Raw genomic sequence first — 17,671 nt, forward strand, 5'->3', positions numbered from 1 at the left:
GCTGAGCGAAGTCGAAGTATAGATTTTGAGGAAGTGAAGTAATCATTTTCGCGAAAGCGGAATTATTTGCGACGTATGATTTAATATCCCATACATCTTCAAATCAATAATAGAAAAGTCTCACAACGTATGTTGTGAGACTTTTTTTATGTCTTTTGTCTAACTGTATTTATACTATAGTTTGGAGCTTATCTAATTCTTATGTTCTTACAATTAAATTTGAAGTGATATTTTAGGTGTTTTCCATAGGGTAATGTCCATATTTACAGCGAATTACTGTCAAATTATTCTATATTTATGATGTGAGGCGAAGATGGGTATTTTGTAATTAACTGACAATCAGTAGTACCGAAGTAGTATAACGAGAGTAATGTGTATTTCGTCGATATTAATTAACATAAAATTAGGTTTGTATAAGCGGTCTGATTTATCTTCGTTGCACCTTAATCCAACTTAACTATGGGGAAATTATACCTTTTTCTTACTTTATTGTTATGCTCTACGGTAACGGCTTTTAGTCAGTGTGCCGAGGTAGAGACATTTACTGTGTGCGACATGACTGTTGTAGATGGTAACGGTGATTCAATTCCAGATGGAATCATAAATCTCTATGAAGAGTTTTCTGCAATTACCGGAACAACAATCACTCCTGCAGATGGGATGTGGTTTGATCCTAACTTTAATTTTGCGCTTGATGTTGTAACAGGAGACTTGTTTTTATGGGATCTTGATAGCTCATCTGAAGATATTGCAGATTATCAATTTGAGTTTCTTAATGGAGCTACAGGATGTCCAGATGATGTGCAGTTTTTATTTAATGTAGTTTTAGGACCTTACTCAGGAACAGCAGCAAGTACTACTGGAGGTGGAGTGAATCTTCAGGTGTGTCAAACGCGTGATCGCACATGTCCTCAACCTACTTTAATTGATCTTTATGAAACTCTTTTGTCTAACCCATCGCCACATTTAAATGGTACTTGGGAATATTTAGGTTCTAGTTCTAATTTTATAGCTATTTCTCAAAATAGATTTCTCGTGGTAGATATTCCTTATCAAGAAGGACCTCCCCTCGTTGATGAAGAGACTTTTGATTTTCGCTATACAGTAGAAGGTATTTCACCTTGCGTATCCGAACAATCAACAGATGTGAAAGTTTCAGTTGTACGAGAACCTTTTTCTGGTTACGCAAATCAAATAACAATTTGTGAATCTGAAATATTAGCAGGTAACTACGACATGGATATTAATCTTAGAGATGATAATTTTCTAGTTGATGAAGATATAGAAGGATTATGGTCATCTAATAATGATAGTACTGGTCAAATCTCTGGACCTGCAGATAGTGTTATAAATATAAGGGAGATCTATGATGAGCTTTATGCTACTAATCAGCGTTTTGGATGTGAATCTTTTGAGTTTACTTACTCTGTAGAAAGTCGTTCTTCAGTGTGTCAAAGTAAGTCTTCAACAGTAACCTTTGTGATAATGGAATATATTAGACCTTTTGAGCAAGAGGTTGTACCGGAATTCTGTGTGGATGACGAGTCTAATACTACATTAGATCTCTATGATTTGATCAATTTTTCAAATGAAAACGGAGTAGAATACGACTATCCTAACAATATTTGTACGGGGTGGGAATTGGTTTCTGGACCATCAGATTTAGGTTTAAGCGAAAATCTAGGTGAGCTTTGTAGTTTGACTGATTTTAATAGCGATGCATTTTATACTAGTCGTGGAACTATTTTTTTAAGTTCACTTATTTCTAATGCTTCAGCAGGAACTTATGTTTTTCGATTTACTGTAAAAGATTCCTATAACTGTGTTGTATTTCACCCTGAATTAATATACTCAGAATCAGGTGATGATTGTGTCCCATCTGTTAATGCGGAGCACCCATGTAGCGATCAATCTACACTTGTCACTATAATAGTTAACCCAGCAAACTACGCAGGAGAAGACACTGCAGATCTTGAGATTTGTGAAACAGAGAGTCCTTTAGTACTAACGGACTTATTAGAAGTAAATGCTGATGAAGCTCCTATTTATGTAGGTCCAAACGGAGTATGGACTAATACTGCAAATGGAGACGTAGTTGATAATAACTTTGAAATACCTACTATTACAGACTCTCAATTATTCAACTTTGAATATAATACGGTAACAGAAAACGGATGTGAAGACAGTGCTACACTAAGCTTTACTGTTTATGAGCAATACGATCCAGGAGAAAGTGGACCGCTCGCAGTTTGTAGTGATGCAGCTGAGGTTGATCTTTTTACTCTCTTAGGGGGAACTCCAGATACTAACGGTACTTGGTCTGGCCCTGATGGTTTTACAACCACAGATAACGTTGCTCTATTTACACCTGAAACAAGTGTTGAGGGTGCATATATTTATACCGTACCAGCAAATGGAACGTGTCTAGAAGCATCTGCAACGGTAGATGTGACTTTAGGAGATGCAATATATGCAGGGGAAGATACTACGGGTGTTGAGTTATGTAATACAATGACAACTGTAGATTTAATTACACTTCTAGAAGATAACGGCACAGACACTATAGATACTAATGGTGATTGGACTGATAGCTCTGGAGCAGTTATAGTAAATCCATTTATAATACCATCAATTACAGATTCTCAAACTTTTGAGTTTATTTATACTACTGGAGGTGGTGGTTGTGAAGATACAGCGACTTTATCTTTTACAGTTTTTGAGCAAGGTGATGCTGGTATAGATGCAGCTTATGAAACTTGTGAAGATGGAAACACTATAAATCTCTTTACATTATTAGGAGGTACACCAGACATAAATGGAATTTGGTCTGGCCCTAATGGATATACCACTACGGATAATGAAGCTAACTTTGACCCATCTGTAAATGCAGAAGGCTCTTATGTTTACACTATAGCCGCAAATGGTGCTTGTGAAGCGGTAACTGCTACGGTGACGGTTTCATTCTTTGCAACAAATTATGCTGGAGAAGATACTACGGGAGTGGAGCTTTGTGATGATAGTTTTACAAATCCTATTGATCTAATTTCACTATTAGAAACTAACGGGACAGATGTAGTTTACGTTGGAACACAAGGAGTTTGGACAGATACTGTCACTGGCGATGTAGTTAGTAATCCATTTACTGTCCCTGCTGTAGATGGGCAGCAAGTATTTAACTATACATATACAACAACTACAGATGATGGTTGTGGAGATGCAGCAACATTATCGTTTACTGTTTTTGAAAGTAGTAATGCAGGAACTGGAGGTCCTTTTCAGGCTTGTGAGGATGGGGCTGTTGTAGATTTATTTACAATTTTAGGAGGAAGTCCTGATAGTAATGGTAGTTGGTCTGGTCCAGAAGGATATGCTACAGCAGATAATGATGGTTCTATTGACCCAATGACTGCAGTGAGCGGTGACTACGTGTATACCATTGCAGCAAACGGAGCATGTGATGAGGTGAGTGCAACATTATCAGTAACTATTGTGCCTATCTCAAATGCAGGAAATGATATAGATACTTTTGTTTGTGCAGGAGATTACACAACTTCTCTATTTGGATTATTATCTAACGATGCTCAGCTTACTGGAGAATTTATAAACATCGATACATCAGAAACGGTAGTAGATGGATTAATTGATGTGGGAGCCTTAGGTGAAGGCACTTTCTCATATCTATACATAGTTTTTACAGATGCATGTGGTCAGGATGATGCAACTATTACATTTACTATAACACCGGTTATGGCACCTACAGTAGTATTAAATGAGCCTTTTATCTGTATTAATGATGGAGTTACCTTAGGGAATCTTGTTGTTAGTGTAGAAGACTTTGTTTGGTACGCTTCCGCGGAAGGTGGAGATCCTTTACCATTATCTACTTTATTAGTAGATGCGACGACTTACTATGTGAGTGCGGTAGATGACAACGGATGTGAATCACCTAGAGTACCATATCTAGCAGATGTTTTACCACTAAGCGACGGAAGATGTCAGATTCAAATCTCTGATGGAGTGTCAGACAATGATGATGGTCAGAATGACTTCTTAGAATTAGGAACTTTACCAAATATCTTCCCGAATTTTGATATTCAAATTTTCAATAGATACGGAACTATCGTTTACAGAGGAAATAGAAATACGCCACTTTTTGATGGAAGTTCTAATACAGGATCTGGATTAGGTGATCAACTACCTACAGGTGTATATTTTTACATCTTCTATCCTAATGATTCAAACTCAGAACCGATAGACGGATCATTTTACTTAAGTAGATAAAAAAACAACCTCAAGATGAAATTTAAAATATTCATACTAGCGGCATTTTGTAGTTTATCTACGTTTGCTCAACAAGAACCACAGTACACGCAGTACATGTACAATCAAGGTGTGGTAAATCCAGCCTATATGATTAATGAACCAGGACTTATAAGAGTAGGTAGTTTGTACCGCTCTCAATGGGTAGGTCTAGATGGTGCGCCAAAAACTGCAAATGTTTTTGCAAATATTCCTCTTAACGAGCGAATAGAAATAGGCGTAAACTATGTAAATGATCAAATAGGAGACGTACTCACTACAAATAATTTTAATGTAAATTTTGCTTACAGAATTAATGTAGCAGAAAATACAAACCTATCTTTTGGATTAAAGTTAGGCGTAGATAATCAGAGTCTTGATTTTACAGATCAAAATGTAGGAGGAGATTTAGCTTTTCAAAATGGGGAAACTACCTCACTAGATGTTGGTGTAGGAGCTTTTCTTTTTAAAGATAATTACTACATTGGGTTAAGTTCGCCAAGCGTGATACCGTACAAAATTGAAAATAATTTTGGCAATGGTGATTCCTCAATTCTATATAAGAAAGATCCTACTGCATATTTAATGGCTGGTTACGTGTATGATGTGAGTGATGTGCTTAAAATAAAACCTTCTGCTGTTGCAAAATGGATAAGCGGAGCACCATTAACCTATGACCTTTCATTAAACGCCCTGTACGACGAGAAATTTGAACTCGGGGTTTCATACAGACATCAAGATGCTATCGCAGCACTAGCAGGATTTAATATTACAAATGATTTAAAAATAGGATACAGTTATGACTTTAATGTGAGCGATCTTAATCGCTTTAATAATGGAAGTCACGAGGTAGTTCTATTGTACACATTTGATTTGCTAGGCTTACAAAAACGTTACATCTCACCAAGATTTTACTAAGATGAAAAATATATACACATTACTTATTATACTTTGTGTAAGTGCAAGTGCATTTGGACAAGTACAAAAGGGAGATCGTTTTTTTAATAAAGGAGACTACGCTGGTGCCGCAAAGTATTATGAAGTAGCTTTAAGAAAAAATAACTCTAAAGAAATACTAGGAAAGGTTATTGACGCTTACTACCTAGATCAAGATTATAGAAATGCATCTATATACCTTAATCAACTAGTGGCACAGCGATTTAATGATGCGGATAGAACGTATGATAATGAGTTTAACTTTAAAATGTTTCATGTTCTTAATGCTACCGTGAGTTCAGATAAGGTGGTAGATTACCTTGATCTTTATTATAAAAATAGAGGTGAAGACTTTGATAAAGTAGCGGCTCTTGATCTTATAAAGGAATTAAGAAAGAGAAACCCAAAATTTGATGCTACCAAAAGTAATATAAGCTCAGAAGCAGATGATTTTGGACCTGTAAGAGTAGGAGATAGTGTTTTCTTTACATCAGATAGATTAAATGACGATGTGCTTAGAACCTTATTTGCAAAGCGATTTAAGACAACACAAAGACCATTTTTAGACATTTATGGAGTAAGAGTGAATGATAAGAATGAACTCGCTGGTGAAGCGGTTAGACTTGAGCAAGGAGTAAACTCGCCGTTGCATGATGGTAATCTATGTTTTAATACAGCTGGAGATGAGATGTACCTATCTCGTAGTGCTTATGAAAACGGAGATAGTGGGAAGATTTTTGATGAGGAAGGGACTAATAGAGTTCATCTTTATAAAAGTGTTCGCATAGATGGAATATGGAGAGAAGCAGAGCGTCTGTCATTTGTAAATGAAAATTACTCTTACATGCATCCTACACTTACTAGAGATGGAAAGCGCTTGTACTTTGCCTCAGATATGGAAGGAGGCCTTGGTGGTTTTGATATCTACTATGTAACCGTACAGCTAGACGGTACGTATAGTACACCAGTAAATTTAGGGCCTACTATCAATACTATTCATAGAGAGCAATTTCCATTTGTTTCAAACACAGGAGATTTATATTTTGCTACAGATGGACGTTTGGGTTTAGGTTTGCTTGATATTTTTGTAGCACCACTTACCGTAAAAGGATTTACAGAGCCTATTAACTTAGGAGCACCTATAAATTCTAGATACGACGATTTTAGTTTAAGCTACTATTCTGATAATAACGGATTGTATGCCACTAATCGTAACGGAACTGATGATGATATCTATAGTTTTGTACAAACTGGAGAAATCATAACTCGCGAGTTTAAAACTCAGTTTGAGGTACGTGACGCAGATACTGATGAGCTTATCTCAGATGCAGCAATACAGATCCTAGGATATCAAGGTAAAGAAGTTTATGCAGACCGTAAGGAGGATGCTGCACCTTTCCAAGTGCCACTTACTGTAGATGATTATACGTTTATAGCTTCTGGAGATAATCATGAAGAAGGACGTATGGATATTCAAATAAGAGGCTTACAGACGGCACCTTATGTAATCAAAGTAAAGAGAATATTTACAGATAGTGAGCTTGCTCTTATGAAAGAGAAAAATCTTTCTAAAGAGCTTAAAGAGAAAGATCCAAGTCGTTTTGAGTTGCTTACAGATGTGAATGCACCACAGGTTGTGGAGAAAGAGGGTAAGCTATATATGGATGTAGCTCCTATTTATTTTGATTTTGATTTATATGTGGTACGTGAAGATTCACGAGTTGTACTTGATAGACTGGCTGCTAAGCTTACCAAATACAAGCGCATTAAAATAAAAATTAGCTCTCACACAGATAGTCGTGGTCCAGCAGCTTACAATATGCCGCTATCAGAAAAAAGAGCAAAAAGCACCTTTGACTATCTAGTTAGTAAAGGAATCGATGCTTCAAGAATACAATATCAAGGATATGGCGATACACAGCCTGTGATTAACTGTCCTGTAGGTAAATGTACAGAAGATGATCATCAGCTTAACAGGCGTAGTGAATTTGAAATCACTGGCTATTAATAAGCATTTCGTAAATTAACAAAATCGGCAATTCAATGAGTTGCCGATTTTTTTTTATTTTACGCTTTCGCGAAAGCGTAACCTACACCATTAATTTACTCATCCAGAGCAGTTAATATCTTTGGGAAGAATGATGTGTGGACCTCATGAATACCAGAAAAGACAACGACTTCAAGGCGATTTCCAAAAAGAGCAGAACCCTTAAGTTGTTGTTCTGTGACACGAGCTTCTGTAACATACTCATCCTTATCTCCATAAAGATAAATAACAGGAGTAGCGGTGGAAAGATGCTCAAAATCCGTCGGATTTAACTCGGCTGGTATGGCACCAGAATGTAGCAAAAGATAAGAGCAATCTATTTTTCTAGAAGCAATCCATCTGGTGACTATGGATACTCCTTGAGAATACCCCATCAAGATCACGTTTACGGCACTTTTATCTATAGATGCTAGTTCTGCACTCCATACTTCATCAAGGTAGTTAAAAACATTGTTCTTATCTGTTTCTGTATTTTCCTTAGTAAGCCAGCTAGCGCCTACATATTTAAAGCGTTTATCTTGATAATATTTACTAGGTGCTTGTGGGGCTATGATGTAATTTTCTTCTGGAGGAAGCTCCTTGAAGTAATTGATAAAATACCTTGAGAGGTAACCCATGCCGTGAAAAACAAACCAAACATTCTTAGTTTTTTCTGTTAGCTCGTTAAGGGTGGAGTACGTATTAGTATGTGCGTAGGGGATATTTTTTTCTGTCATAAAAAGTGTTCAATTTTATAGGATAAATGTTTTAAGGTGATCTCACAATATTGCATAAAAAAAACCACTCAAGGAGTGGTTTTTAAAAAAGAATACTACTACCTATATGTTAATTCCTACAGGTAGTAATTTTTTGTATTTACGTCTGTTAGAACGCATGAATTTTGCAATTTCAGGACTCGTAGGAACGAGGTTTATTTCTCTCTCTGCAACTTCATTAAATACTGCTATAATAAATTCATTCATGTGCTCTTCTGTGCCTTCTGGCATGAAGATTTTTGTCAGGAAGATTTTACGCTCTTGTAACGAGTATTCAATTTTTGCCATTTTGCCTGCAAATGTTGCTTCAAACTGTCTTTGGAACTCATTATCTGTCAATTCAACTGCTGTCGTCGCTTCCATAAATTTTGAAAAATATTTAAAGTATTTGTAAAATTATTAACGGGGTTATTAGAAATCTCTCCTTAATTTTGACCCCTAAGAGGCAAGAAATAATAAGATAATTAAATCTTAATGATTTCTTTTTGAGAAAGTCTTGCAAATGTATAAAAAATTCCCGAAATAGAGCGCTTCACTTATGTTAAACCCTTACTTATAAGTTAGATGACGCACGTGTATTTAATGCCTGGTATGGCGGCCAATCCTTCTATTTTTGAGAATATAAAGTTACCAGAGGATTCTTATCAAATTCATCTACTAGAATGGTTCATTCCAGAGGTAAATGAGTCGCTACAAGACTATGCTTTGAGAATGACCACTCATATTAATCATGACAATATTGTATTGCTAGGCGTTAGTTTTGGCGGGATACTCGTACAAGAAATGGCAAAGCATATTGAGGTGGCAAAGCTTGTCATTGTGAGTAGTGTTAAGACTAAGCATGAGTTGCCACGTAGAATGAAGCTTTCGCGAAAGCTAAAATTGTACAACTTGCTGCCTACGAGATTAGTGGAAGATATAGATACACTAGCAAAATATGCCTTTGGCGAGACCATAAAAAATAGAGTGGCGCTATATAAAAAGTATTTATCTATGAATGATAGAAGATACTTGAGTTGGGCCGTAAAAGAGATGGTCTGTTGGGACCAAGAAACCGCCCCGACAGGAATTATTCACATACACGGAAGTGCAGATAAGGTCTTCCCGTTGAAATATATAAATAACTGTATAAATATTGAAGGAGGAACTCACATTATGGTGATAACTCGAGCAAAATGGTTTAATAAAAACTTAATCGAACTAATTGAAAATGATTACATTGATTTAAAATAGAAAAGATGATGATAATGATAAAGAAAGTTGTTGCAGGTATCGCAGTAGTAGCTATTGCAGGCCTAGTTATAAATTCTGCGCAGGCACCACAAGAAGAAGTAGTAGAAGAAAAAGGTGAGGTGCAGAATGAAAAAATGGCATCAAAAAAGTTGCTTAATGACTATAACGTATATGCGATCCCAATGCCAGACGGATTGAACTTTGCAGGAGAGGCAGTTCCTGTAGAAAATCCTGACATTAGAGAACGTATGGATCGTGAGCTTTTGGTTAATACTTACTGGCAGTCTAACGCGCTGCTCATTTTTAAAAGAGCAAATAAGTATTTTCCAACGATAGAAAAGATTCTAGCAGAAGAAGGTGTGCCAGATGATCTTAAATATCTAGCAGTAATTGAAAGCGGACTAACACAAGCAGTTTCTCCTGCTAGAGCCACTGGTTTCTGGCAAATTCTAAAAGAAACTGGAAGAGAATACGGTCTAGAGGTAAATGATAACGTAGACGAGAGATATCATGTGGAGAAGTCTACACGTGCTGCTTGTAAATATTTAAAGCAGTCTAAGGAGAAATTTGGTAGCTGGACGGCTGCTGCAGCAGCTTATAATGCTGGTAATTATGGTGTTTCTCGTCGTTTTAAAGAGCAAAATGTACAAGACTATTATGATTTGCTTTTAGGAGAAGAAACGGGTCGTTACGTATTTAGAATTATTGCTCTTAAGGAGATTTTAAGCAATCCAAAGAAGTATGGTTTCAACTTTAGAGCAGAGGATTTATATGCAGAGGTACCTACATATAAGGTAGAAGTAGATACAGCAGTGACAGATTTTGTAAAATTTGCAGAGCGTTTTGATATTAATTATAAGCTTCTTAAACTTCACAACCCTTGGTTGCGTGAGACTAAACTTAATAATAGTTCAGGAAAGAAATATTATATAGAGATACCAGAAAAGGGTACTTATACGCTAGGTAGATAATATAGATAGCTAGTTATTTATTTGATAGGCATCTCATTTTGTAAAATGAGATGCCTATTTTTATTTATAAGACTCGCTAATATGGTATTTTTATTGAATCAAAATTTAATGTAATGAATGCATCAGTTATTATAGCGCTTATAGCCATAGGTCTTATTGCCGGAGTCTTGAGTGGTATTATGGGAGTAGGTGGAGGTGTTATTATGATTCCTCTTATGATTATGTTACTGCACTTTAATCAGCATGAAGCTCAAGGCACGAGTCTTGCTGTACTTGCAGTTCCGGTAACATTTCTTGCTGCTTATAATTACTATAACGAAGGCTATGTAAACTGGAAATATGCTGCGGTTATCGCTGTGTTTTTTGTGGTAGGCGGGTTTCTAGGATCTAAACTAGCTGTAAATCTTGATCAAAAAACGCTTAAAAGAATCTTTGGAGCGGTACTTCTCGTTCTTTCTATAAAAATGCTGTGGGGTAAATAACTACTAATTGATAACTATAGGGTCATCACTTAGTAGTTGCTGGTTGTACAGTAACTCTGTGAGCATCCCTTTATATAGTTCAAAATTATTTGCAGTAGATAATGCCTCATCTTGAGACAGCTTGTTAGATAGACGTCTTTTAATATCTATAATTTCCTTATCAGAAGTAATGGTATAAGCAAGAGGAAGCCCTAAAGAATGCTTAAGGTTCTTGATAACCAAAGAGTAATTATTCTCAGAATCATCAACATAAAGTATGTCTATATTACGATTGTAGTCTTTACTTAATTTTTTTACTTGCTTAACATCTCCCCAAAATAGGAGTACAATCGCTACATCATCACCATATTGATTTGCCAGCTCGTTAAGAGCTGCTTGTTCTCCTTTGCTGCTTATTCTCCAGCTAGAGTAGGTGAGTAGCATTACAGGTTTGTTATAATCTGCTAAAGCTTTACTTTTCTTTGAAGTAGTTTTAACCTTAAAGTTATTCATTAAGGATCCCACAAGTTTATCCTCTACAAGATCATCAAAAAGCTCTTTGACTTTATCTTGTTCAAGATTCCTAATAGCTTCTTCTGCTTGTAATAAATATGAAGGAAGGTGAGCATCTAGTGCCTCAGAAAAGAACATCTGAGAGTTCTGTGCTGTTAGGTTAGTTAATGCAGTAAATACGAGTAAAAGTAAAAATTTTCTCATAGTCTAATGATTTGGGACTATAAAGATAGGAGGGTAAAAAGGCGTATAAAAATTTTTTCGCTAACTGACTTATAAATTGGGTTAAAACGCAATATTCTGTACTATATTGGTTTTTTTGAGTGTATAAAAACCTGATATTTAGCTCTTTTTGTAAGAATATCATATTCTATTTGATTTTCCTTCGTGAAGTTTTACTTCAAATAGTACGTATTAATTACCGTCTTTTTTAACGGGTTTTAATAATCTTGGTGTGTTTTTCAGAGTTGGACTCTGCGCCCGATTTGTAGACGTATTTTGATTGCGCTCAATTAGTGCGTCTTTTTGAATTTTACTCTTTTCATCTAGATTTTCTTGGCCGTATTTTGGCTTATTTTCTTCTCTATTTTCTAGAGTACCTTCTTTAATGTCTGAGCTCGTAGATAGAGGTATAATTGTAGAGTCATCACTAGTTGAAAAGAAACCTTCATCTATTTCAGGAAGAGGGATACCTTGAATTTTAGTAAGTACAAAAGGAGCTTCTCCTTTAAAAATATCCTCCTTACTTAGTAGCTCTTCATCACCTCTCCAGTTAAATCCTTCAAAGGTTTGTGGTTCATTCTTAAATTGTGACTCAGGAAAAATGGTTCCTCCAGGACTTTTAAGTTTATTAATCTCGTCTATCGTATTTTCAAAAAATGTAATTTCTATACGAGCAGAGGTTCCTCTATCTATACCGGTAAGATCACCGTTTTCTTCACGCATATACATTATGGTTTCTGCGTTGTTTATAATGTCTACTTGCTTGAGTTGATTCTCATTATCAAAAAAGCCATACAGTTTTTGTCCTTTGACTTGATTAAATCCAGAGATTGTGTCTTTCTGAGCGATAAACGCATTATCAAAAACCTTAAGCGAGTCGATTTTTTCTGTTTCTAGATTATTGAGAAGATGAATGCTATCTCCAGTGATTTGGCTCTTCTCACTCCATAGTATAGGCTTTCCTATCATCTGGGTGAGTCCTGTGCGCTGGTTGCTATGCAGAGAGTCGCTCTTGCCACTCATGTTACTCTTATAAAGTTTTACATTCTTAAAAGCTCGGATAATTCGGTTCTCTGGCTTTCCTGTAAGTAGGAGTCTATCTCCATGCACATAAACAGAGTCATTGTCTTCTACTGTGATAGCAACGGCTCGTTGTGTGATTAAAACGGAATCCTTTGCTCTGTACACCTCTGCATAATGTCCTTTTACAAGACTTCTATTTAAGGTGTCAAGAACTTTGATGTTGTTAGTGGCACTTGCAAAATTTCTAGTACGGTCAAAATAGAGGCTATCTCCATATACCTGCCTATTGTCGTAATCTATTCTCGAGTTTTTTACAAAATAACCATAGTCATTTGCGGTGTCATAAAACCCCCGCTCACAGTATACCTTAGATGTCGAGCTCGTGATTGTAGTAGGTCCATATAAGTAAGCATGTTCTGGGACGCTGTAAAAATCTAGTTGCTCACTATTAATTACATACTCTGTATTTGTAACTACAACATCATTAATGAAAGAAATTTTATCCTGCTCGATATAGTAGCGCCCTACGCGACTAGTAATTTTGCTATTGGGTGAAGTGACAACTCCTCCCGTGCGATAATATGCTTGCTGGCTTATGCGGTTAAAGTACATGGTGTCTGTAGTCACTGTAGTAGTATCTTTTTTTAAGAAGACATCACCTGCGGCATAAGCAAACTTAGTATCACCATTATATTCTATATATCTACCACGCATCGATATAGAGTCACCTTGCTTTAAGCGTACGTTTCTGTATGCTTTTACAAAGTTCTCATCTTTGTAATAGAACGCAAGATCGCACCACATTTCGGCGCCTTCGTGTTGTATGTATACTTGCTTGTTGGATTTCTGAAAAATAATTGCACCAGGAAATTCTTCTTCATTGATGCGTTCAATGTCAGATTCTATGAGGATTTCTTTAGGTTGATTTTGTTGCGCTTTCGCGAAAGCAGAACATAAAAACAATCCAGTAAGTAAAATGTAAAAGTAATTTTTCATCAGTGTCAAAAATAATCAAATTGCCTCCCGAAATCGATAACAGTTTATCAAAAAGCAGTTGATACTGCCTTGTCTCTACGTTGAGGTATTCTTTTAACGCCGTTTGCTTAAAATAAGTGTATATAAAAAGCCTCCAGATTGATATCTGAAGGCTTTCTTATAATTTAAATTTGAATACGCTTATCTAAGTATCGTTTGTGTACGATCTGGTCCTACAGATACAATCTTAATAGGAGTTTCAAGTTCTTTTTCAAGATAATCTATGTAATCATTAAGAGCTTTAGGAAGTTGATCTGCAGTAGTCATACCTGTTAGATCTTCTGCCCATCCAGACATCTCTTTATATACTACTTCAACGTTTTCTGGCTCAATATTATAAGGAAGGTGCTCGATAGTCTCCCCTTTATATTTATATGCAGTACATACTTTCAGCGTTTTAAAACCAGAAAGTACATCACCCTTCATCATCATAAGTTGAGTAACTCCGTTTACACGAACGGCATATTTAAGAGCTACAAGATCTAACCATCCACAACGACGTGCACGGCCAGTAGTAGCGCCAAATTCATTACCTACGCGTCCCATAGTCTCACCATCTTCGTCAAAAAGCTCTGTAGGGAATGGTCCAGAACCTACACGAGTTGTGTATGCTTTGAAGATTCCAAATACTTCGCCTATTTGATTAGGAGCAACACCAAGACCTGTACAAGCTCCTGCTGCTGTGGTATTTGAAGAAGTCACATAAGGATAAGTACCAAAGTCAATATCAAGTAGTGACCCTTGAGCACCCTCTGCAAGTATAGACTTACCAGATTTTTGTGCTTGGTATAAATACTCTTCTGAATCTATAAACTTAAGTGTCTTAAGTGTTTTTATTGCCGCAAAGAATTCTGTTTCTAGTTCGTCTAGATCGTAGTCAATTTTTGCATCATAAAAATCAATCATTGAGATATGCTTATCTCTCAATGTAGCATAACGCTCTTTCCAGTCTGCAAGTTCTAGATCTCCTACTCGTATACCGTTACGGCCAGTTTTATCCATATAAGTAGGACCTATTCCCTTAAGAGTAGAACCTATCTTTGCTTTTCCTTTTGAAGCTTCAGAAGCTGCATCTAGTAAGCGGTGTGTGGGAAGTATAAGGTGTGCTTTACGAGAGATCACCATTTTTGCTTTATAATCTAGTCCTTCAAACTTATCAAGATTTTGAAGTTCTTTCTTAAAAATCACAGGATCTATCACAACGCCATTACCTATGACATTCATAGCATTGTCATGAAAAATTCCAGAAGGAATCGTATGTAATACGTGCTTTATACCGTCAAATTCAAGAGTGTGACCTGCATTAGGTCCTCCTTGAAAACGTGCAATAATATCGTAGTCTTTCGTAAGAACGTCTACAATTTTTCCTTTTCCTTCGTCGCCCCATTGGAGGCCCAGTAGTAAGTCTACAGCCATTGTTATGTTAATTAGTCGTGTTTTTCTTTCCGTAAAAATAGAGTGAATGCTTGTCTATTGTAATATCAAAAACCTCTTCTATGGTTTTCTTTATAGACTGTATACGAGGATCGCAAAATTCTATTACTTCTCCTGTATCTGTAAGTATAACGTGATCATGTTGTTTATCAAAGTATGACTTTTCATACTGAGCTTGATTATTGCCAAACTGATGTTTGCGTACAAGGCCACATTCTAGTAAGAGTTCTATGGTGTTGTATAATGTCGCACGGCTCACCCTATAGTTCTTGTTTTTCATACTAATGTAGAGCGTCTCGATATCAAAGTGCTCTTCATTGCTGTATATCTCTTGCAAGATGGCAAAACGTTCAGGTGTTTTGCGGTGACCTTTTTCTTCTAGATAGGCTGTAAAAACGCCTTTTACAACGTCTTGATCCTTATTAATAGTAGCTTTTAGTGGCATCGTTTTTAGTAAAGGACGAATTTACGGATTTATACTCGAGTCACTTGGTCGATACCGTCTATTTTTTTAAGATTTTCTATCAAGGTTTTCAACAATTCATTGTTTCTCACTAGTACCGTTATTTTTCCTTTAAAGACACCTCCTTGAGTAGTGAAATTAATACCCTTTATTTCTACGTGCTGGTGCTTTGAAATCTCTGCGGTTACAGTATTTACAAGTCCCAAATTATCAATACCTGTAAGTATGATGTCTGTTTGATAACCAGTGTCTGATGAGTCTACCCACTTTGCCTTAATGATTCTATAGGCATAGTTGCTCCTCATGGAGATTGCATTAGGGCAATTGTTTTTATGCACCTTTATGCCATCATTTATAGTGGTAAACCCAAAAACTGGATCACCAGGTATAGGGCTACAACATTTTGCAAATGAGTAATCGAGTTTTTGATCTTCTGGACCAAAAACTAATGAGTCATAATTGTTAGTGATTTCATCTTTATGAACATCTGGCGGACTATTAGGCTTGCGTATTTTACTTTTAATAAATGACATTAGAGCGTTGCTGCGTTGTGCAGCAAACTCTTTAATCATTTTATTATCTATCGTTCCGTTACCTATGCGATAAAACAGATCCAGACTAGTGTTTAGCTTGAAATAGGAGACTAGTTCGTTTATAGTTTTCTCGTTAAGAGGTATTTTTTGAGATTTAAGTTTACGATTCAAGATAGCCTTACCATCATCTGCAAGTTCTTTCTTTTCGTCCTTGAGAGATGATTTTATCTTAGCACGCGCTCTTGCTGTTGTAGCATAGTCAAGCCAGTTATTTGTAGGATGCGCAGATTCTGATGTGATGATTTCTACCTGGTCGCCACTTTTAAGTTCGTGACTTAGCGGCACAAGTCTTCCATTAACTCTGGATCCGCGAGTATGTAATCCTACTTCTGTATGTACACTAAAGGCAAAATCTAGCGGAGTTGCACCTTTAGGAAGAGATTTGAGTTCCCCTTGAGGTGTAAATACAAAGATCTCCTTGTTGTAAAGGTTGAGTTTAAAGTTCTCAACAAAGTCTACCGCATTTTGATCAGGGTTTTCTAGTGCTTCCTGCAGTTTGTTAATCCAGTCGTCTAGTGTAGAATCTCCATCGTTCCCTTGTTTATACTTAAAGTGAGCTGCATATCCTTTCTCTGCTATTTCATTCATTCGTTCAGAACGAATCTGTACTTCTACCCATCGTCCTTTAAGTCCCATTACAGTAATATGTAGTGCCTCATATCCCGTGGTTTTAGGAGAAGAAATCCAGTCTCTAAGGCGAGTAGGATTAGGTCTAAAGTGGTCTGTAACTATAGAGTAGATCTTCCAGGCTAAGAATTTCTCATTAGCCTTATCACTCTTATAGATGATACGTATCGCAAACTTGTCATACACCTCTTCAAAAGTGACTCCTTGCGCAAGAATCTTACGCCTTATACTGTATATCGATTTTGGGCGTCCTTTGATTTGATAATTGAGTCCTTCTTCATCTAGAGAGTCTTCTATAACTTTTTTAAACTCTTTAATGTAATCATCTTGTTGAGCTTTGCTCTCTGTGATTTTACCAGAAAGATCTTTATAAACTTCTGGTTCTGTATATTTTAAACTTAAGTCTTCAAGCTCTGTTTTTATATTGTAAAGTCCCATTCTATGAGCTAGAGGCGCATATATATAAAGAGTCTCACTTGCAATTTTTGATTGCTTGTCTGGACGCATGGAATCCATGGTCTGCATATTGTGAAGGCGGTCTGCTATTTTAATAATAATAACTCTAGGGTCATCATTAATAGTAAGTAGCATTTTTCTAAAATTCTCTGCTTGTAAAGAGACATCTCTGTCCTTTTTTAAACTAGATATTTTAGTGAGTCCATCTACAATACGAGCGACAGTCTCGCCAAACATTTGTTCAAGGTCAGATAGGGTGTACTCAGTATCCTCTACTACATCATGTAATAATGCGCTGGCTATTGACGTAGCATCAAGACCTATCTCGCTAGCAACAATTTGTGCTACAGCAACTGGATGAAAGATGTATGCTTCACCAGACTTTCGGCGTTGTGATTTGTGAGCATCAACAGCAACGTCAAATGCTTTACGAATCATTTTTTTATCATCCTCTGATAAGGTTTGATAGCTTATGCGCAACAGTTTTTTATACTGTCTCGTCAGCTCCTTATTCTCTGCCTCTATAAATTCTGTCGTTAATTCCATATGATCTCTTAAATGTACCATTTTCTCATAAATGAACAACATATTATAACGACATCT

12 protein-coding genes and 1 pseudogene are annotated in these 17,671 nt (G+C 36.4%); 6 read left to right on the top strand and 7 right to left on the bottom strand.

The window, feature by feature from the left end; genetic code table 11:
• Positions 1 to 459: 459 nt before the first annotated feature.
• The 3 genes and pseudogenes from DCS32_RS11425 to DCS32_RS11435 all read left to right on the top strand — a co-directional run bounded on the left by DCS32_RS11425 (position 460) and on the right by DCS32_RS11435 (position 7,243).
• The gene (locus DCS32_RS11425; RefSeq protein WP_108878378.1) at positions 460 to 4,281 is read left to right on the top strand and encodes a gliding motility-associated C-terminal domain-containing protein; all 3,822 of its coding nucleotides are present in this window, start codon (positions 460 to 462) and stop codon (positions 4,279 to 4,281) included.
• Positions 4,282 to 4,296: 15 nt separating this feature from the next.
• Positions 4,297 to 5,109 (top strand): annotated as a pseudogene (locus tag DCS32_RS11430) (type IX secretion system membrane protein PorP/SprF); the annotation flags it as partial.
• Positions 5,110 to 5,218: 109 nt separating this feature from the next.
• Positions 5,219 to 7,243, top strand: a complete 2,025-nt coding sequence (locus DCS32_RS11435) for an OmpA family protein (protein WP_108878380.1) — start codon at positions 5,219 to 5,221, stop codon at positions 7,241 to 7,243.
• Positions 7,244 to 7,338: 95 nt separating this feature from the next.
• Here the strand turns inward: DCS32_RS11435 and DCS32_RS11440 are convergent, their stop codons facing one another.
• Together DCS32_RS11440 and DCS32_RS11445 are read right to left on the bottom strand one after the other, a co-directional pair.
• Complete coding sequence (locus tag DCS32_RS11440) at positions 7,339 to 7,998, bottom strand: alpha/beta hydrolase (protein WP_108878381.1); 660 nt, start codon at positions 7,996 to 7,998, stop codon at positions 7,339 to 7,341.
• A 102-nt stretch (positions 7,999 to 8,100) separates the two neighbouring features.
• The gene (locus tag DCS32_RS11445; protein ID WP_108878382.1) at positions 8,101 to 8,400 is read right to left on the bottom strand and encodes an N-acetyltransferase; all 300 of its coding nucleotides are present in this window, start codon (positions 8,398 to 8,400) and stop codon (positions 8,101 to 8,103) included.
• A gap of 201 nt (positions 8,401 to 8,601) precedes the next feature.
• Between DCS32_RS11445 and DCS32_RS11450 the strand changes: the two genes are divergently transcribed.
• The 3 genes from DCS32_RS11450 to DCS32_RS11460 all read left to right on the top strand — a co-directional run bounded on the left by DCS32_RS11450 (position 8,602) and on the right by DCS32_RS11460 (position 10,723).
• The gene (locus DCS32_RS11450) at positions 8,602 to 9,270 is read left to right on the top strand and encodes an alpha/beta fold hydrolase (RefSeq protein WP_108878383.1); all 669 of its coding nucleotides are present in this window, start codon (positions 8,602 to 8,604) and stop codon (positions 9,268 to 9,270) included.
• Positions 9,271 to 9,284: 14 nt separating this feature from the next.
• The gene (locus tag DCS32_RS11455) at positions 9,285 to 10,241 is read left to right on the top strand and encodes a lytic transglycosylase domain-containing protein (protein ID WP_410492542.1); all 957 of its coding nucleotides are present in this window, start codon (positions 9,285 to 9,287) and stop codon (positions 10,239 to 10,241) included.
• A 113-nt stretch (positions 10,242 to 10,354) separates the two neighbouring features.
• The gene (locus DCS32_RS11460; RefSeq protein ID WP_013749653.1) at positions 10,355 to 10,723 is read left to right on the top strand and encodes a sulfite exporter TauE/SafE family protein; all 369 of its coding nucleotides are present in this window, start codon (positions 10,355 to 10,357) and stop codon (positions 10,721 to 10,723) included.
• 3 nt (positions 10,724 to 10,726) lie between these two features.
• On the opposite strand, the gene DCS32_RS11465 is transcribed toward DCS32_RS11460, so the two are convergent.
• From DCS32_RS11465 to DCS32_RS11485, 5 genes are all read right to left on the bottom strand, one after another.
• A complete protein-coding gene (locus DCS32_RS11465) occupies positions 10,727 to 11,419 on the bottom strand; it encodes a redoxin domain-containing protein (RefSeq protein WP_108878384.1) in 693 nt (230 codons plus the stop codon).
• Positions 11,420 to 11,629: 210 nt separating this feature from the next.
• A complete protein-coding gene (locus DCS32_RS11470; protein ID WP_108878385.1) occupies positions 11,630 to 13,456 on the bottom strand; it encodes an OstA-like protein in 1,827 nt (608 codons plus the stop codon).
• A gap of 180 nt (positions 13,457 to 13,636) precedes the next feature.
• On the bottom strand, positions 13,637 to 14,911 hold the full coding sequence (locus DCS32_RS11475) for an adenylosuccinate synthase (RefSeq protein ID WP_108878386.1): 1,275 nt from the start codon (positions 14,909 to 14,911) through the stop codon (positions 13,637 to 13,639).
• Between the two features lie 7 nt (positions 14,912 to 14,918).
• Entirely contained in the window at positions 14,919 to 15,374 is a 456-nt protein-coding gene (locus DCS32_RS11480; protein WP_035333992.1) for a Fur family transcriptional regulator, read from the bottom strand.
• Between the two features lie 29 nt (positions 15,375 to 15,403).
• A complete protein-coding gene (locus DCS32_RS11485; protein ID WP_204161776.1) occupies positions 15,404 to 17,614 on the bottom strand; it encodes a RelA/SpoT family protein in 2,211 nt (736 codons plus the stop codon).
• Positions 17,615 to 17,671: the final 57 nt, after the last annotated feature.

Source organism: Dokdonia sp. Dokd-P16 (assembly GCF_003095655.1).
Classification (GTDB): Bacteria; Bacteroidota; Bacteroidia; order Flavobacteriales; family Flavobacteriaceae; genus Dokdonia.